18 protein-coding genes are annotated in these 16,720 nt (G+C 70.3%); 11 read left to right on the top strand and 7 right to left on the bottom strand.

The features are described from left to right. Positions 1–31: 31 nt before the first annotated feature. Together IPH07_32960 and IPH07_32955 are read right to left on the bottom strand one after the other, a co-directional pair. Entirely contained in the window at positions 32–808 is a 777-nt protein-coding gene (locus tag IPH07_32960; protein ID MBK6922248.1) for a hypothetical protein, read from the bottom strand. Next, complete coding sequence (locus IPH07_32955) at positions 801–1,373, bottom strand: hypothetical protein (protein ID MBK6922247.1); 573 nt, start codon at positions 1,371–1,373, stop codon at positions 801–803. The genes IPH07_32960 and IPH07_32955 overlap by 8 nt, the downstream gene beginning before the upstream one ends. 217 nt (positions 1,374–1,590) lie before the next feature. Here IPH07_32955 and IPH07_32950 point away from each other — a divergent pair, with 217 nt between their 5' ends. From IPH07_32950 to IPH07_32915, 8 genes are all read left to right on the top strand, one after another. Further along, complete coding sequence (locus IPH07_32950; protein ID MBK6922246.1) at positions 1,591–2,316, top strand: MotA/TolQ/ExbB proton channel family protein; 726 nt, start codon at positions 1,591–1,593, stop codon at positions 2,314–2,316. 23 nt (positions 2,317–2,339) lie between these two features. Beyond that, the gene (locus tag IPH07_32945) at positions 2,340–2,792 is read left to right on the top strand and encodes a biopolymer transporter ExbD (protein ID MBK6922245.1); all 453 of its coding nucleotides are present in this window, start codon (positions 2,340–2,342) and stop codon (positions 2,790–2,792) included. Position 2,793: 1 nt separating this feature from the next. Beyond that, positions 2,794–3,657, top strand: coding sequence for a hypothetical protein (locus IPH07_32940; GenBank protein MBK6922244.1), 864 nt, complete (start codon positions 2,794–2,796; stop codon positions 3,655–3,657). Between the two features lie 5 nt (positions 3,658–3,662). Further along, positions 3,663–4,457, top strand: a complete 795-nt coding sequence (locus IPH07_32935) for a hypothetical protein (GenBank protein ID MBK6922243.1) — start codon at positions 3,663–3,665, stop codon at positions 4,455–4,457. A gap of 238 nt (positions 4,458–4,695) precedes the next feature. Then, positions 4,696–5,964 (top strand): PD40 domain-containing protein, encoded by a 1,269-nt coding sequence (locus tag IPH07_32930; protein ID MBK6922242.1) that lies wholly within the window; start codon positions 4,696–4,698, stop codon positions 5,962–5,964. Positions 5,965–5,999: 35 nt separating this feature from the next. After that, complete coding sequence (locus IPH07_32925) at positions 6,000–6,839, top strand: Ppx/GppA family phosphatase (GenBank protein MBK6922241.1); 840 nt, start codon at positions 6,000–6,002, stop codon at positions 6,837–6,839. Between the two features lie 11 nt (positions 6,840–6,850). Further along, complete coding sequence (locus IPH07_32920; GenBank protein MBK6922240.1) at positions 6,851–7,690, top strand: PHP domain-containing protein; 840 nt, start codon at positions 6,851–6,853, stop codon at positions 7,688–7,690. Between the two features lie 91 nt (positions 7,691–7,781). Continuing rightward, the gene (locus tag IPH07_32915; GenBank protein MBK6922239.1) at positions 7,782–8,486 is read left to right on the top strand and encodes a hypothetical protein; all 705 of its coding nucleotides are present in this window, start codon (positions 7,782–7,784) and stop codon (positions 8,484–8,486) included. Between the two features lie 35 nt (positions 8,487–8,521). Here IPH07_32915 and IPH07_32910 read toward each other — a convergent pair whose 3' ends face one another. Next, positions 8,522–8,929, bottom strand: a complete 408-nt coding sequence (locus tag IPH07_32910) for a hypothetical protein (GenBank protein MBK6922238.1) — start codon at positions 8,927–8,929, stop codon at positions 8,522–8,524. Positions 8,930–9,122: 193 nt separating this feature from the next. Between IPH07_32910 and IPH07_32905 the strand changes: the two genes are divergently transcribed. Further along, a complete protein-coding gene (locus IPH07_32905) occupies positions 9,123–9,794 on the top strand; it encodes a hypothetical protein (GenBank protein MBK6922237.1) in 672 nt (223 codons plus the stop codon). 37 nt (positions 9,795–9,831) lie between these two features. Here IPH07_32905 and IPH07_32900 read toward each other — a convergent pair whose 3' ends face one another. The 3 genes from IPH07_32900 to IPH07_32890 are packed head-to-tail and all read right to left on the bottom strand — an operon-like array spanning position 9,832 to position 14,457. Continuing rightward, the gene (locus tag IPH07_32900) at positions 9,832–11,457 is read right to left on the bottom strand and encodes an AMP-binding protein (protein ID MBK6922236.1); all 1,626 of its coding nucleotides are present in this window, start codon (positions 11,455–11,457) and stop codon (positions 9,832–9,834) included. Between the two features lie 5 nt (positions 11,458–11,462). Beyond that, on the bottom strand, positions 11,463–12,884 hold the full coding sequence (gene pntB / locus IPH07_32895; GenBank protein MBK6922235.1) for a Re/Si-specific NAD(P)(+) transhydrogenase subunit beta: 1,422 nt from the start codon (positions 12,882–12,884) through the stop codon (positions 11,463–11,465). A gap of 10 nt (positions 12,885–12,894) precedes the next feature. Further along, the gene (locus IPH07_32890) at positions 12,895–14,457 is read right to left on the bottom strand and encodes a Re/Si-specific NAD(P)(+) transhydrogenase subunit alpha (GenBank protein MBK6922234.1); all 1,563 of its coding nucleotides are present in this window, start codon (positions 14,455–14,457) and stop codon (positions 12,895–12,897) included. Between the two features lie 259 nt (positions 14,458–14,716). Here IPH07_32890 and moaC point away from each other — a divergent pair, with 259 nt between their 5' ends. Next, on the top strand, positions 14,717–15,193 hold the full coding sequence (gene moaC / locus IPH07_32885) for a cyclic pyranopterin monophosphate synthase MoaC (protein MBK6922233.1): 477 nt from the start codon (positions 14,717–14,719) through the stop codon (positions 15,191–15,193). Positions 15,194–15,218: 25 nt separating this feature from the next. On the opposite strand, the gene IPH07_32880 is transcribed toward moaC, so the two are convergent. After that, complete coding sequence (locus IPH07_32880) at positions 15,219–15,797, bottom strand: hypothetical protein (protein MBK6922232.1); 579 nt, start codon at positions 15,795–15,797, stop codon at positions 15,219–15,221. A 207-nt stretch (positions 15,798–16,004) separates the two neighbouring features. Between IPH07_32880 and IPH07_32875 the strand changes: the two genes are divergently transcribed. Then, positions 16,005–16,718: an RNA polymerase sigma factor gene (locus tag IPH07_32875; GenBank protein ID MBK6922231.1), complete on the top strand. Its 714-nt coding sequence runs from the start codon at positions 16,005–16,007 to the stop codon at positions 16,716–16,718. Positions 16,719–16,720 lie beyond the last annotated feature (2 nt).

The raw sequence follows: 16,720 nt of genomic DNA, 5'->3' as shown, positions 1-16,720 counted from the left end.
CGAGGGCCCGCGTGGCGCGATCGCGGCGCGGCTAGCCGCACCCGCTGGACAGATCCACCACCGTGGTGCCGGTCTCGCGTAGATCGAGCACAACGCTGCAGCTGGCGCCGTCGACGGTGCGCTCGAGGCGGTAGCGCCCGGCGTCGAAGGCCTCGAAGCGGTGCAGACCCCCGCGGGACTCACAGCTACCGGCCTCGCCGGTGAGATCGAGCCCGCGATCGGAGCGCAGCGTGGTGCGGTACAGCAGCGGGACCGCCGCGCCCTCGTCGTCGAGCTCGGGTTCCGCGAGGTCGCGCACGGGGTCGTCGTAGTACAGCGCGACGCCGACGTCGCCGCACGCGTCGGCGTGCTGCAGGTCGAGCGTCCAGGTGATCGGCGCGCGCGCCAGCTCCCACAGCTCCAGCGTCACGGCGCGCGCGAGCACGTCGACGGTCCGCTGCGCGAGCACCTCGTGATCGCCGGCGTCGTCGACCGACAGCGTCACCTCGTAGTCGCGGGGGTGCAGCTCGACGAACGCCTCCGAGGCGGTGCGCGCGAGGTCGTTGGCGGTCTGGAAGCCGTCCTCGCAGACGAAGCGGAACACGCCGTGGCGGCCCGGATCGCCGGTGTCCTGCAGCTCGGCCGCCATCGTCTCGGCGTGCACGCCTTCGCAGGTCCGCACGCGTCGTCCGGCGTCGCCGTCGCTGGCCTCGTGCTCCTTGAACAGCCACGAGAACTCGATGCCGGTGGGGTTGTCGCTCGGGAAGACGCACGCGCCCGTCAGCGCGAGCAGCAGCAAGGGCGTCGGCAGTCGCAGGCGGTCAGCCACAGCCACAGGCCTCCAAGTCGAGCGTGTCGTCACCGCCGCGATCGATGTCGACGGCGATCTGGAACACCTGCAGATCGGTCACCTGGCCCTGGGCCACCGAGCGCTCGCGCGGGCCCGGCACCGCGATGCAGCTCGGCGGCGGCGCGACGCAGGGGTCGCCCGCGCCGGTGATGACCGCCCGCAGCACGAACAGGTACGGCTGCGACGACGCCGGGACGTCGTTGAGGGTCGTCCTCGCCACGTCACAGGCGAAGCGCTCCGGCTCCGCGATGCGACAGTCGCCCTCGCAGTCGCCGGCGCAGTCGACGTCGCAGATCGCGAGCTCCACGCCGAGATCGATCTTCGCCGAGGCGGTGCCGCGACGCGCCGGCATGTCGCAGGCGTCGCGCAGCTGCGGTGTGAACAAACCACCGGGAAAGATCGGGTCGCCGTCGCGATCGACGAACGCCCAGTTGAGCTCGACCACGCCACCGGCCTGACACGCGCACAGCAGCAGCGGCAGCACGGCGCACCCGCGCCGGCGGGCAGGCGCGCTGGAGTCATGCTGCTCGGGTGCCACTGGCATCGCTCCGGGCGCGCAGCATAGCAAGGCCGAGCGCGCGCCCGCTCGCCGGCCGAAACGAGCCGCGCCGGTGAACATCCGCGGCCGCGCATGGCATGGGATGGGGATGGGGTGGGGCCGGTCACGCCGACGGCGGCTGCGGGCCGCTTTGCCACGGCTGAGGGTTTGAGGGGCCCGATGCCGCCGTGGTAGCCTGCGAGCCATCGTGACCCCGCCGCAACTGCCGCCGCTTCCCGTTTCGCTGGGAACCCTGCTCGCCGAGCTGAACTACGTCGAGCTCATCACGCACTCCAAGGGCGTCGTTCTCGGGGTCGTCATCATCCTGTTCCTGTTCGTCGCGCTGACGGTCTTCGTGGTGTTCTACAAGCTCATCCACGTCTCGATGGCGCAGGCGCAGTCGATCACGTTCCTCAACAAGTTCTGGGACAGCAAGCGGCTCGACGACATCTATCGGGTCGCCGAGCAGCTCAAGTACAGCCCGATCGCGGCCATGTTCCGCGCCGGCTACATCGAGCTCTCGAAGGTCAAGAAGGCCGCCGCCGCCGCGCAGCAGCAGGGCGACACCAGCATGCACGAGAAGATGGGCGACTCCGACAACGTCGAGCGCGCCCTCGCCCGTGCCCGCACCAGCGAGCAGACCAAGCTCGAGAACCTGCTGCCGTTCCTCGCCACCACCGGCTCCGCCGCCCCGTTCGTCGGGCTGTTCGGCACCGTCTGGGGCATCATGGACGCCTTCGCGAAGATCTCGGAGGCCGGCAAGGCCGACCTCGCGTCGGTTGCCGGCCCCATCGCCGAGGCGCTCATCGCCACCGCGCTCGCGCTCGCCAGCGCCGTGCCTGCGGTCGTGCTCTACAACTACTTCCAGCGCCGTCTCAAGGTGCTCGGCGCCGAGATGCAGAACTTCGGCAACGACTTCATGAACATCGTGAAGCGGCACTTCTTCTAGACATCGAGGGGCGCACCCACGGCATGTCGAGCATCATCAACAACGACCCGGGCCATGGCGACGACGCGCCGATGTCGGCGATCAACGTCACACCCCTGGTCGACGTCATGCTGTGCCTGCTCATCATCTTCATGGTCGCGACCCCGATGATGGGCCCCGAGGGCCACGACGTGGACATCCCGGCCGGACGCGGCAAGAAGATGTCTGAAGAAGACTTCCTCTACAGCGTCATCTCCGTGGACAAGGTGGGACACGTGTTCTTGGGCCCGCTGCCGCTCTCCGAGGATCCAGCGCAAATGCAGCAGGAACTCGCCGCGAACGCCAAGCTGCAGGCCGACGGGATGGTTTTTCTCCAGGGCGATCAGAACGTACCGTTCGACAAGATCGTTGATGTCCTGGTGGCACTGAAGCAGGCGCAGATCTCGTCGGTGGGCTTCGTCGCGAAGCCCGATACGAAGGCGCTTCGAGGGGGATGACATGAGCCGTTCCAACGTCGATTCGGGCAATCCCCTGGGCGCGCTGTTTCTCAGCGTGGGCCGCGACTTCCGCGATCTGTTGCGCAACCCGCTGGCGTTCGTCGGTGGCGTCGGCGGTCTCGCGCTGACCTCGCTCGCGCTGTTCCTGGGTGGCTCCGCGGTGGCGAACGCCGCCGGCGACGAGTCCGCCGAGGAGGAGGACGACGCGTTCGAGATCGACTTCACGCCCGGCACGCTCGCCAAGCTCGGTCAGAAGATCGACGAGAAGGAGCTGCCGCAGAAGATCATCGTGCAGGAGACCCGCGCGCCCGATCCGGTCGAAGAGGAGCCGGTGAAGGACTCGGTCACCACCGACGAGAAGGCTGTCCCCACCGAGCCTCCGAAGGAGAAGCCCAAGGACATCTCGAAGGACAAGCCGACCGTCAAGGACAACAAGGACAAGAAGCTCCCCACCAGCAAGACGCCGACGCACTCGAACACGCCCTACCAGAACGACCTGCCGACCGTGCAGCAGGATCAGGGCGACCCCTTCGGTGATCCGGATGGTTGGGACGACCTCACCCGCGATGGTGATCCGTGGGCGACCGAGGTGATGAAGGCGCTCAACCACCTCAAGGTCGGGGCCTACGCCGCCAAGGCCAAGAACGGCGACTACAAGTTCCAGCTCAAGATCTGCAAGGACGGCACGATCGAGGAGGTCCTCAACAAGGGCGGTAGCCTGCCCGAAGACGGCAAGGCCGCCGTACGCCTCGCGCTCGAGCAGCTCGAGATCCCCAAGCCGCCCAAGAAGGTCGCCGACTCGATGGGCAGCAAGTGCGCGAAGATCAAGTACACGTTCGTCTGGACCGCCACCAAGGTGAAGTGAGCGGGATGCCGAGCCGCACGCCGAATGCGAGCAACCGTTGGGCGAGCGCAGGCGGGGTGGCCGGGGTGATCTCGGTCGCTGCGCTGTTCGCCGTGGTGCTGCAGTCGTCGGCCCCGGCGCGCGCGAGCGAGGATGCCGGCCTCGACGAGCTCGAGTTCCTGCCCGGCACCATCGCGCGAATCGGTGATGCGACTGCCGATCGGGGCGCGGCCGCGGCCCCGGACGCGCCAGCGCTCGTCGACGCGCCAGCGCTCGTCGACGCGCCAGCGCTCGTCGACGCGCCGGCTCCGACGGAGCCCGCGACGCCCGAGCCCGCGAAGCCGGCGGTATCCACCGACGTCGATGCGCCCGCCAAGCCAGAGCCGAAGCCCCGTACGCGTGGCGCCCACCCGACGCCGGCGCCACACGGTGGCAGTGGCGGCGGTGGCAACCTGCCGGGGCCGCCGCAGCGACGCGGGCGGCCGTTCGGCGAGCCGGGTGGCTGGGACGATCTCACCCGCGATGGCGACCCGTGGGCGACCGCGGTGCTCGAGGTCATGGCGGGCATGAAGGTGCAGGGCTTCGCACGCAAGGTTGGTGAGGGCGACGTCCGCTTCCAGATCAGCGTGTGCAAGGACGGCACGATCGACGATGTCACCCGCAAGGGCGGCAGCGCTTCGGTCGACGTCGTCGACGCGGTGGTGCTGGCGGTGGGTCGGCTGCAGTTCCCTCCGATCCCCGCGGAGCTGGCCGCACAGATGCCTACGCGCTGCGCGAAGATCCGCTACACGTTCGTGTGGTCGTCCTCGCAGCCCTGGTGAACTCCGCGACGCGCTGACGCGCCCGCGCGCTCGCGCAGCGCCGCCCAACTCTGCCCCACCGACATCGTGCGCCGATCGGATCGTGTGCGACCCGGTCACGTCGACGGTGCAAAGCCAACAACGCCCGCGTAAGCGGTTGGATTGCGGCCTAAATAATCCCCGCGGGGGGCCCGTCGGCCCTTTCGGAATCGAGCTGGCCTGGCTATGCTCACGCCCGATTCCTCTCGAGGCCAAGACCATGAAGCGAACTCTGCTCGGCACCACGACGCTCATCTCGCTGCTCGCACTCGGCGCCTACTGGGCTGGCCAGGACGTTGCCACCGTCAACGCCGCGCCCGACGAGCCCCAGCATGTCGGTGGCAGTGGCGTGGTGCTGCTCGAGCTCGGGGTGCCGGCCGGCGACGAGGTCGGCGAGGTCATCCGGCGCGACGCCGAGCTCTCCGCCGGCTTCCACGTCATCGACCGCAAGTCGATCCCCGCGGCGCTCATCAAGGAGACGGGCTTCGACCGTGACCAGTGGAACGCCGTCGGCGCGCAGGCGGTGATCAAGAACGCCGACGTCGGCGGTCAGATCAAGTTTCAGCTGTACGACCTCGCCAAGGGCAACAAGCCCGTGCTCTCGCTCGGCTTCCCCGGTGGCGACAAGCGCAAGGCCGCGCACAAGTTCATGAACGAAGTGATCAAGTACTACACCGGCACGCCCGGGGTGTTCGGATCACGCATCGCATTCGTGCGCACGCGTCGTAGCCCCGAGGTGAGCAAGAACGTGTTCACGATGGAGATGGACGGCGGCAACGTCGCTGGCATCACCAACAACCGCTCACTCAACATCCTGCCGTCGATCGGCCCCAGCGGGCAGGTGGTCTTCACCAGCTACGCCAAGCGCAACCCCGACCTGTGGATCAGCAGCGGCGGCGAGCCCACGCGCATCAGCAAGCAGCCGGGCCTCAACCTCGGCGGCGTGATGAGCCCGCAGGGCGGCACCATCGCGCTGACGCTGTCGAAGGACGGCAACAGCGAGATCTATCTGATCGACCAGGGCGGCGGCATCAAGTCGCGCCTCACCAACAACGCCGCGATCGATGGCTCGCCGTCGTGGAGCCCGGCCGGCAACCAGCTCGCCTTCGTGTCGAGCCGCGCCGGTGGCCCGCAGATCTTCCGCATGACCTCGGCGGGCGGCTCGGCCTCGCGTCTGTCCAAGAAGGGCGAATACAACCAGACGCCCGACTGGAGCCCCGGGGAGGGTGAGTACGCCAGCTGGGTCGCCTACGCCGGCCGCGAGGGCAGCAACTTCGACATCTTCGCCGTCAACGTGAAGTCGGGGCAGCTCAAGCGCATCACCCAGGGCGGCGGTCGCCACACCGACCCCAGCTACGCGCCCGACGGTCGCCTGATCTCGTTCAACTCGTCGTCCGGCGGCATCGTCATCGCCAACGAGGACGGCAACAATCAGATCCCGGTGATGAAGGCCGGCACGACCCCCGACTGGGGCCCGCGCGCGCTTTGAGGGCTGCGATCGACATCGGCACCAACACCGTGCTCATGTTGGTGGGCACGCGGGGTGCCGATGGTCGCGTCGAGGTCGTCGAGGATCTCGCGCGCATCACACGACTGGGTGAGGGCGTCGCCGCCAGCGGTCGGCTGCGACCCGAGGCCATCGAGCGCACCGTCGCCGTGCTCGCGGAGTATGCCGTGCTCGCGCGCAGCCACGGCGCCGAGGTGGTCGCGGTCGCGACCGAGGGGCTGCGCATGGCGTCGGATACCGAGGCGTTCCTCGTGCCCGCCGCCCGTGCGCTCGGCCAGTCGATCCGCTGCATCAGCGGTGACGAGGAGGCCGAGCTCTCGTACCGCTCCGTCGCCGACGAGGGCGGGGCCGGGCCACTGCACGTACTCGACATCGGCGGCGGCTCCACCGAGCTGATCGTCGGGGCCGGCCCGCAGATCCTCCAGCGTCGCTCGCATCCGATCGGCTCGGTGCGGCTGACCGAGCGCTTCGTGCGGAACGACCCGCCGGCGCCCGACGAGCTGGCGGCGATGGAGCTGGCCGCGCGCGAGCAGCTCGCGAGCCAGGCGGTCGAGCCCCTGCCGCGTCTGCATGGCCTCGCCGGCACGGTCACCAGCGCGGCCGCGCTGCACCTCGGCCTCGAGCGCTACGATCGCGAGCGCGTCGACGGCTGCGAGCTGTCGCTGGCGGAGGTCGTGGACCTGCGCGATGTCCTGGCGCGGGAGCGACTCGAAGCTCGCATCGCGCGGCCGATCCTCGGTCGCGGGCGCGGCGATGTGATCGTCGCGGGCCTGACGATCCTCGTCGAGGCGCTGCGTCACTGTGGTGCGACCACGCTGGTCGTGCGCGATCGCGGCCTGCGGTTCGCGCTCATCTGAAGGGGCCCCGCATGCGCGTCGAGCTGCACTGCCACAGCACCCACTCCGACGGCTCGTTCGCGGCCGCCGAGGTCGCGCGTCGGGCCGCGCAGACGGGCGTCACGCTGTTCTGCCTCACCGATCATGACACCTGTGCCGGCTACGCGGCGACCGCCGGCGAGCTCGCGGCCGACGGCACTCGCGTGCTGCGAGGCCTCGAGCTCAGCTGTCGCGAGAACGGTCGCACCGTGCACGTGCTGCTCTACGGCCTGCGCGAAGGCGCAGGACTCGACGCGCTGCAGGAGCGGCTCGATCGCATCCACGCCGAGCGCAGTGATCGGCTGCGGCGCATCTGCGTGCGGCTGGCCAAGCTCGGCATCGAGATCGATGCGGACTCGCTGTTGTCCCAGACCCACGGACGCACGCCCGGGCGACCCGACGTCGCGCGTGCGCTGGTCCGCAAGGGCGTCGTCGCGACCCCGCAGGAGGCCTTCACCCGCTACCTGCGGGACGGCGGTCCGGCCGACGTGCCGCTCGAGCGGCTTTCGGTCGCCGACGGGCTCGCGCTCGGGCTTGCCGCCGGGGCGCGCGCGAGCATGGCCCACCCCCATGTCTACGGCGACTTCGATCAGGTCAAGGCGCTGATCGTGCAGCATCGCGAGCTCGGGCTGGAGGGCCTCGAGGCCTACTACGGCGCGTACGGGCGGGCCGAGAGCGAGTCGTGGCTGCGGCTGTGTCGGTCGCACGATCTGGTCGCGACCGGCGGCTCCGACTTCCACGGCGAGATGAGCCCCGCGGTGACGCAGCCGGGCATCGAGCTGCCCGCGCCGGTGGCCGAGCGGCTGTTGGCGTGGATCGACCCCGCGGCGTAGATCGAGCCCGCGGGCCCGTGCGTTCAGGCTCCGGCTGCAAGCGGCGCCGTCGCCCCGCGTTGCACGAAAGGAAGCGGGTTCGAGCATGGCCGTGACGCAGCGCCCGAGTTGGATCCTCCGAGCCGCGTGGGCGGGGGCCGCGTCCTGCCTGCTGGGTGCGGGCCTCGCGACCTGGAACTACGCCGCATTGCCGGGTGCCGAGCAGCTGCCATGGGATTCGATGGCCCTGGTGATCCTCGCCTACGCGGTCGGCTCGGGCATCGCCGGCGCGCTCGGCATTGCGGCCGCGACCGCGCTGGCGGTGCGCACCGGCGGGGGCTCGCGGCGCGTGGGTGCACTTCGGATGACCGCGTTCGGGGCCCTGGGTGGTCTGGCGGGCGCGTTGGTGCCCGCGGTGGTGGGCATCGTCGGGTTCGGCTCGCTGCACGCGCCCTACGCCGGCACGGCCAACCTCGTGTTCTCGATCTTGGTCGGCAGCACCACCTTCGTGACCCTGTGGGCGCCGCAGCTGTGGGACCGGCCGTTTCGCCTGGGTCGGGTCGAGCACCTCGGGGTCTCGGCGATGGCGGCCTCGCTCGCGATCGCTTCGTTCGGCATCCTCGGTGCGAGCGCGAGCGGTGCCTTCGGGTTCGCCCCGAGCTTCGAGTGGCTCTGCGCCGCCGAGGCCGAGCTGGGGCTCATGGGCCTGGCGGTGCGCATCGGCGCCGTGATCGGTCTCTTCGTCGGCGCCGCGGCTGGCTTCGCGTGCTGGCTGTACCTGTGCGCCGCGCTCGTGATCGAGCGCCGCGTTCGCTAGCGCGGCTCACCCGCGCGAAGGGCCCCCAGGCTTCCTCAGCGCTGGGCGATCGTCGACTCGACGCACGCGATGTAGCCGCGCTCGCTCTCGTCGACGCTGGCGCGCAGCGCCTCGAGCTGCGCCACGATATCGGGGCGCAGCGCATCGATGAGCTCCACCTCCCGCAGCAGCCCGTCCCGCTCGCCACGCAGCGCCATCGCGTCGCTGCCCTTGGCGCGGGCGGCCGCGATGCGGGTGTCGAGCAGCGCGATCGCGTCGAGCAGCTCGATGCGCTCGGCGTCGATCTCGACCAGCGACTGCTCGAGGCGATCGAGGCTGTCGCGGCCCCGCTCCGCGTCATCCAGCATCGCGCTGCACTGCGTGGTCGACTCGGCCGCGGCGGCGACCGTGGTGACCGTGAGCCCGAACACGAAGGGGAGGGCGAGCGCGATGTGGCGAAGCATGCCCCCCACATGAGCAAGCTGGGTGCCACACGCGATCCCGCGAGGTTGCCCGACCGACTGCCCAATCGATGCCCAAGTCGGGTGGCCAGTCGCGGCCCGATTGGGACGGTGCTGGCCACCGCTCGTGGCCATTGCCTTCGCCACGGAGAGTCTGTGCAGGAATCGATTCTCGCGCCGAAAGCACACAGGGGGCATGCACCGCACGCTCGCCATCGCGCTCCTCTGTGTCTTTGCCTGCGACCAGGATCGTAGCGAGGACCACCACGGCTCGAACCCCGTTGGCCTCGGGACATCGCCGGGTGGCGAGGATCCCGGGCAGGACCCCAGCGACGATCCGGGCGACGACACGCCCGACACGTCGAGCTGCGAGGCGAGTGCGAGCGCCTACATGGACCTGAGCGTCGAGTGCTTCCCCAGCGAGTTCGATCCGGTGAGCGACGAAGACGTCGCGCAGGTCTGCGATCTCTCGCGCACGCCGGAGAGCGTGTGGGTGTTCTGCGAGGACGAGGTCGACGCGTTCACGGCCTGCGGCGACGCCGTCGGCTGCGTGGGCTGGTACGGCACGCAGTGCTGGACGCCCTACCGCGACATGATGATCTGCTTCGGCGAAGACGACCCCGGCGCGCAGGCACCCGAGTGCTCGTACACCAACGACGGCGAGTGCGACGAGCCCGAGGGCACCGGCTACTGCTGGGATGGCACCGACGTCAGCGACTGCAGCGGATCGGGTGGCGGCGGCGATCCGGCGCCGTCGTGCGACCCCGACGCGTGCTCGGGCTGTGAGACCGCCTGCGACGACTTCGGCTGCTACCAGTGCTGCTGGTCGTGCAGCGGCAGCAGCTGCGAACAGAGCTGCAACTTCTGAGATGCATCCTGCACGCCGGCATCGCGCGCAGCGCATCTCAAGGCAGCGCGTCGCGATTGGCGGCGCGTGCGGTCTTGCCCGAAGAGCTCTTGAGCAGCGAGCCCTGCGGCAGCACACGCACCGTGCGCGGTCGATGACCGACGCGGGCCTCGACGCGGTCCTGCACGTCGGCGACGAACGCCGCGAGCTGCTCGGCGCTGGTGAACAACCGCGCGGGTCGAAGCTCGACCAGCACTGCGAAGCCGCTGCGCTCGCTCCACACCGCGGCGCAGCGGCCGGGCTCGATGTCGTCGTGATCGGCGAGCGCAGCCTCGGCCTCGTGGGGGAGCACGAGCATGCCGTCGAGCTCGATGAGCTCGTCGGCGCGCCCGAGCACGAAGATCTCGCCGCCGTCACGCAGGCCGATGTCGCCGGTGTCGAAGCCACCGTCGACCAGCGCGGCGCCGTGGTCATCACCGAGGTAGCCGGGTGCGACGCAGTCGCCCGCCAGCCGCAAGCGCCCGATCACGCCGTCGTCGACCTCGCGGCCATCGGCATCGAGCACCATCACGGTGGTGCCCTCGATCGGCACGCCGCACGACAGCAACGTCAGCGCGGCCTCGCCCGCCTCGGGTGTCGCCACCTTGCGGCCGATCGCGAGGCGATCGCGGGCGGCGGTGAGTCGACGTGCACCGCGGGCAACCGGCGTCTGCGTGATCGCGGCGACGTTCTCGGCCGCGCCGTAGCCGGCTCCGATCACCTCGGGCTTGCACGCGGCGCCGAAGCGACCGAGGAAGGCGTCGACGACCTCGGCACCGAGTGGTTCGCCACCGCACACGATCTGTCGCAGCGAGCCCATCGCGCGCTCGTCGGCCGGTGCGACGCGACGCACGAGCCGTGCGAGCGCGGCCGGTGGCACCCACGCCAGCGTGGCCTTGTGCCGCGCGATCGACCACACCCACGGCGTCGCGTCGGCGCGCCACAGCCGGGGCTCGACCCGCACCAGGGAGATGCCGCAGCACAGCGGCAGCAGCACCGTGCTGACCAGGCCCATGTCGTGGTGCAGCGGCAGGAAGCTCGCGATCACGTCGCTGCGCCGTAGCTCGAGCGCGCGGCCCAGCCCCCACAGCTGCGCGAGCGCACGGCGGTGGTCGATCGCGATCGGCTTGTGCGGCCCGGTGGTCCCGCTCGAACGCTGCAGCAGCGCGGGCACGCCGGTGTACGCGGCCGCGTCGTCGAACTCGGGCTCCGCCGGCGCCCACGTCGACAGCAGCGGGCGGCGACGGATGGTGTCGGCCAGGGCCTCGGGTCCCGCCACCACGCGCACCTCGGCGGGCCCGCGCAGGGCCGCGCGGGGGTCGTTGGGCGGCGCGAACAGTGGCACCAGCCCACCGAGCACGGCGCCGGCCCACGCCGCCAGCGGTCGCGCGCCGGTGGGGTAGGCGATCGCGACCACGTCGCCCGCGCCCAGGCCCAGCTGCCGGCACGCCGCGAGGAAGCCCGCGGCCTCCCGCGCGAACGCGGCCATGCCGACGGTGGTCTCGCCGCCCGAGCCGACGAAGCGCAGCACCGGGCCGTCGTCGGCCAGCAGCACCTTGCGCAGCTTGGCGCGCAGGTCCGACGCCAACCACCGCTCGCGGTCACTGCCGTCGAACGGGTCGTCGCCGAGCGAGTGGCCCGGCACGGTCGTCAGCCCCGGAGCTTGCCGAGGATCTCGTCGATGACCTTCTTCGCGTCGCCGAACAACATCTCGGTGTTGGGTTTGTAGAAGAGCGGGTTGTCGACGCCGGCGTAGCCCGATGCCATCGATCGCTTCATCACGATGCAGCGACCGGCCTTCCAGCACTCGAGCACCGGCATGCCGGCGATCGGGCTGCCGGGGTCGTCCTGCGCCGACGGGTTCACGATGTCGTTGGCGCCGATGACCCAGCTGAGATCGGTGTCGGGGAAGTCGTGGTTGAGCTCGTCCATCTCGAGCACGATGTCGTACGGCACGTTGGCCTCGGCCAACAGCACGTTCATGTGGCCCGGCAAGCGCCCGGCCACGGGATGGATGGCGAAGCGGACGTTCTTGCCCTTGGCGCGCAGGATCTTCACGACCTCGGACAGCGAGTGCTGCGCCTGTGCGACCGCCATGCCGTACCCGGGGATGATGACGATGCTGCCGGCCTCGCGCAGCGACTCGACCGTCTCTTCGGCGGTGGTCGAGCGGACCTCGCCCTGCGGCGTGCTGGCGGTGCTCGAGCTGGTGCCGCCGCCGGTGCCGAAGCCGCCCAGGATCACGCTCACGAACGAGCGGTTCATCGCGCGACACATGATGAAGCTGAGGATCGCGCCCGAGCTGCCGACCAGCGCGCCGGTGATGATGAGCAGGTCGTTGCTCAACATGAAGCCGGCCGCGCTGGCAGCCCAGCCGGAGTAGCTGTTGAGCATCGAGACCACGACCGGCATGTCGGCGCCGCCGATGGCCGCGACCAGGTGCACGCCGATGATGGCCGCGATCGCGGTCATGATCACCAGCGGCATCAGGCCGGCAGGCGTGCCGCCGTCGCTGGCACCGTGGGCGCCGAGGAACTGCCAGCCGAGCACCACACAACCCGTGATCATGCCGAGGTTCAGCATGTGGCGCGCGGGCAACATGAGCGGCTTGCCGCTGATGCTGCCGCGCAGCTTGCCGAACGCGATCACCGAACCGGTGAAGGTGATCGCGCCGATGAAGATGCCCACGAAGATCTCGACCTCGTGGATGGTGAGCTCGAGCGCGCTCATCGGCGCGCCGCCGTCACCACCGAGGTAGCTGCCGAAGCCGACCAGCACGGCGGCCAGTCCGACGAAGCTGTGCAGGACGGCGACGAGCTCGGGCATCGAGGTCATCGCGACGCGGGCCGCGAGCACGGCACCGATGACGGCGCCCGGCACGACCGCGCCCAGCAGCATCGCGAAGCCGCCGCCGCTGATGCCGGCTGCGGTCGCGACCAGCGCGAGCACCATGCCGATGATGCCGTAGAGGTTGCCGCGCCGAGCGGTCTCTTGGTTCGAGAGCCCCGAGAGGCTCATGATGAAGAGCGCGCTCGCGGCGATGTAGGCGACGGTGACGAGGCTGGAGAGCACGGGGCGCGTCCTATTGCTTGCGGAACATCTGCAGCATGCGCTGCGTGACGAGGAAGCCACCGGCGATGTTGATCGTGGCGAGCAGGATCGCCGCGGCGCCGAGGATCGTGGTCGCAGCACCGGGCGGGCCGGAGATCTGCAGGATGCCGCCGATGATGATGATGCCGCTGATCGCGTTGGTGACGCTCATCAGCGGGGTGTGCAGCGCCGGCGTGACGTTCCAGATCACCTGCCAGCCGACGAAGATCGCGAGCACGAACACCGTGAGGTGGGTGAGGAACGACGGCGGCGCGCCCATGCCGATGCCGACCAGCGCGAGACCGGCGGCGACCAGCGGCCACGGCGAGCCCGACCCACCGCCACCGCCGTGACCGTGACCGCCGGCGGCCTTCGGCGGCGGTGCGGCCTCCTTGGGCTTGCCCTCGGTCGGCGAGGTCATCTTGGGCTTTGGCGTGGGCCAGCGGTTCGCGCCGTCCTTGACCACCAACGCGCCCGACACGACCTCGTCGTCGAGGTCGAGCTTGAACTTCTCGGCCTTGCCGAGGTCGTCGAGCAGGTGGACGATGTTGGTGCCGTAGAGCTGGCTGGCGACGCTCGACAGGCGGCTCGGCAGGTCGGTGTGACCGACGATGGTCACGCCCTTGTGCACGATCACGCGGCCCGGTGAGGTGAGCTCGCAGTTGCCGCCTTGCTCGGCGGCGAGATCGACGATCACGCTGCCGGGCTTCATGGCCTCGACGTGGTAGGCCTCGAGCAGCTTGGGCGCCGGACGACCGGGGATGAGCGCGGTCGTGATGATGATGTCGACGTCCTTGGCCTGCTCGTGGAAGAGCTCCATCTCGGCCTTGATGAACGCCGGCGACATCTCCTTGGCGTAGCCGCCCTCGCCGGCGCCGTCCTCCTCGAGCGTGACCTCGAGGAACTCGGCGCCCATGCTCTGGACCTGCTCGCGCACGGCCGGGCGGGTGTCGAAGGCGCGGACGATGGCACCCATGCCGCGCGCGGCTCCGATTGCGGCCAGGCCCGCGACGCCGGCACCGATGACCATCACCTTCGCGGGCGGGACCTTGCCGGCGGCGGTGATCTGGCCGGTGAAGAAGCGCGCGAAGTGATTGGCGGCCTCGATCACCGCGCGGTAGCCGGCGATGTTCGCCATCGACGACAACGCGTCGAGCTTCTGCGCGCGGCTGATGCGGGGCACCGCGTCCATCGCGATCGCGTTGCACTTGCGTCCGACCAGACGCTCCACCAGCGCGGCGTTCTGCGCGGGCCACAGGAAAGAAATCAGCGTGCCGCCCTCGCGCAGCAGCTCGGTCTCGTCCATGCCGGTGCCGGGGTGGTACTCGGGCGGACGCACCTTCGCGACGATGTCCTGCTGCCAGACCTTGCTGACGTCGGAGGTCACCTCGCAGCCGGCGGCGCGGTAGGCATCGTCGGGGAAGTTCGCGTTGTCGCCGGCGCCCGACTCGATGAGCACCTCGAATCCGAACTTCTGCAGCTTCTTGGCGGTGTCGGGCGTGGCCGCAACGCGGCGCTCGCCCTCGTGGATTTCCTTGGGAATGCCGATCTTCATGCGCACCGCGGGGCGAGGCCGAAGTCGGCCCACGCGAGCGGTTGTGTATCACGCCCGGCGCGGGCGAGAAAGCTGCGCAGGCCGGTCTGGAGCGGCCGCAGCGGCGGGTTTCGAGGGTCTGACCGCGCGTGCCTGGGGCGCGTTGCAGGTGGGGCGCGTCGCCGGTGGCGCGTCGCAGGTGGGGCGCGCACGCGCGTGGGCCTCGCGTTACGCTGGCGCCGCAGAAGAACCCGCACGCACCCACGCGGGGCGCCCCACGATGGCCGACGAACTCACGCACTTCGACGAGGACGGTGCCGCGCGCATGGTCGCGATCACCGACAAGCCCGAGTCCGCGCGCTCGGCCACGGCCGCGGCGCGGGTGACGATGGCGCCCGAGACCCTCGCACGCATCCACGCCGGCACCCTCGGCAAAGGTGACGTGCTGGCAGTTGCGCGGCTGGCCGCCATCATGGCGACCAAGGCGACCGCCGGTGTGATCCCCCTGTGCCACCCGGTGCGCGTGGTCGCGGTCGACGTCGCGTTCGCGCCCTTGGCCGACGCGGTCGGCCTCGAGGTCCGCGTACGGGTCGACGCCCTCGATCGCACCGGCCCCGAGATGGAGGCCATGCACGGCGCCAGCATCGCGGCGCTGACGATCTATGACATGTGCAAGGCGATCGATCGCGGCATGGTCATCGACCGCGTGGTGCTGCTCGAGAAGCGCGGCGGCAAGTCGGGACACTTCGCGCGATGAGTGCGGGGCGACCCCGCATCGCGCTTCAGCGCTGGGGCAGGTGCGCGCGGACGTCCTCGTCGAGCTCCGAGAAGATGCGCACGCCGAAGTACTCGTTGACGCGCGGGGTCCAGCCGATGCCGCGGCCCAGTGTGTTGCTGGCGGTCATGACCCCGCGCACCGACAGCCACCGCACGATGTAGCCCGGGTGCAGCACGTGCATCGGATTGGTCGCGTTGATCAGCGCCTTGATGCGGTGATCGACGTAGTGCGTGACGGAGCCGCCGGGCAAGGGAATGCGGATGCCGAGGCCGGATTGTGGGGCCGCCATCGCGATGCTGCGGTCACCGGTGCGCACGGGCTCGTCGCGACGGCCGCCGATGGTCGGCGCGGGCCACCGCAGGTACTCGGGCCACGCGCGCTCGAGATCGTTGGCGCCGCACAGCGAGCCCCAGTTGTAGTAGGCGTGGAACGAGTCGTCGCGTTGCCACGCCTCGGGGGTCGCTTGGAAGTGGTGCTCCATCACCGCGCGGATGAAGGCTTCGATCTGTGGCCGCACCGATCCGTTGAAGTCCTGCGAATCGGTGTGCGTGCACGAGGCCGCATTCTGGCACATCAGTCCCACGGTTCCCCCTGTCGCGAGGGCGGCGATGTGCCGCGACCTGCGACCAGCGCTACGCAGCGTCGACGGCCGACGGATCGGACGCGCGTGCGAAGTCCGTCACGGCGGGGTTCGCTGGGCTCCGGCGTCGCCAGCTCGGTGGTCTCGCAGACGTCGGGATTCGATCGAGGGCGTCGATCCGTCGGCGGCCGGGGCCCGTAGCAAAACCACATGGTCGCGACAGCTCCGACAGCGCTCTCCCACCAGCTCGACCTCGACGCGCTCTACCGCGGCTATCGACGTCGGGCGTACGCGATCGCTTGGGCGTTCTTGCACGACGAGAACGACGCCGACGACGCGGTGCAGGAGGCCTTCATGAAGGCCAAGCGCAGCGCCGCGACCTTCAACGGCATCGCGCAGCCGCAGACGTGGATGAACCGCATCGTCGTCAACGTCTGCCGCGATCTGAAGCGTCATCGCCGGCGTCGGCCGGAGCATCATGTCGATGACGTCGACGTGCTCGAGCCGCTGCAGCACACCGACGCGTCGCCCGAGGCCGCGCTGGCATCGATCGAGCTGCGCGATGCTCTGCACGAAGGGCTGCAGCGGCTGAGCCACGAGCATCGCGAAGCGATCATCCTGCGCGAGGTCGGTGGCCTCGACTACCAGCAGCTGGCGACCGCGGGCGGCTGCCCGACCGGCACCGTGATGAGCCGGCTGTTCCACGCCCGCCGCAAGCTGAGGAGCTGGCTCGGGCGTCGCCTCGAGCTCGGCTCCAGCCCCGCACGTCCATCCGCGCGGCCGTCGTCGACGGCGACGGCTGCCCGTTCTATCGTGGGGCACGTTGCCGTGCGCCCGCGCGGGCGGCGGTCCGCGACCCACGAGTGCCGATGCCACACCGCCGCGCCACGCTCGATCGCCGCCACGTCATCAGCGCTGTCGTGATC

The organism is Deltaproteobacteria bacterium, assembly GCA_016709225.1.
GTDB lineage: Bacteria > Myxococcota_A > Polyangia > Nannocystales > Nannocystaceae > Xiheibacterium > Xiheibacterium phototrophicum.
Note: the sequence above shows the minus strand (reverse complement) of the source record. Positions and strands in the feature narration are given on the sequence as shown.